General features: G+C 44.2%; 2 pseudogenes. Both read left to right on the plus strand.

The annotated features are described in order from the left end of the window. Positions 1-200 (plus strand): annotated as a pseudogene (rpsD, locus tag A3766_RS30090) (30S ribosomal protein S4); the annotation flags it as partial. Positions 201-235: 35 nt separating this feature from the next. Then, positions 236-711: pseudogene (locus tag A3766_RS01570) on the plus strand (DNA-directed RNA polymerase subunit alpha); the annotation flags it as partial.

Here is a 711-nt window from a genome sequence, read left to right on the forward strand (position 1 = left end):
ATGTTGTTGCTGTTCGCGAAAAAGCTAAGAACCAATTGCGTGTTAAAAACGCTGTTGAGTTAGCAGCTAATCGCGGGGCAGTTGAGTGGATCGACGTAGATACCAATAAACTCACAGGAACTTTTAAAGCTGTTCCTGAGCGTTCAGAGCTACCTTCGGACATCAACGAGAATCTAATTGTTGAGCTTTACTCTAAGTAATCTCATCGGATACAACATAAGGTATAGGGGCATATATGCAGCGTTCAGTTAATGAATTCTTGAATCCACGAAACATTGAAGTTCAAGGTTTAAGCGCAACACATGCAAAAGTTATTCTAGAGCCATTAGAGCGAGGCTTCGGCCATACGCTTGGCAGCGCATTAAGAAGAATTCTTTTGTCATCAATGCCGGGTTGTGCAGTTGTAGAAGCAGAAATCGAAGGTGTATTGCACGAGTACAGCGCAATCGAAGGTGTTCAAGAGGATGTTATTGAGATCCTTTTGAACCTTAAAGGTTTGGCTATAAACATGCACTCACGCGATGAAGCTAGTTTGACGCTTACTAAGAAGGGGCCAGGCCCAGTCTTGGCTAGTGACATTCAGTTGGATCATGACGTTGAAATCATGAATCCGGATCATGTTATTTGCAACCTTAGCGACAATGGTGATATCACTATGACGCTACGTGTTGGTCGCGGTCGTGGCTATGAGCCAGCTGACCAGCGTGGTAT

The organism is Oleiphilus sp. HI0132, assembly GCF_001635845.1.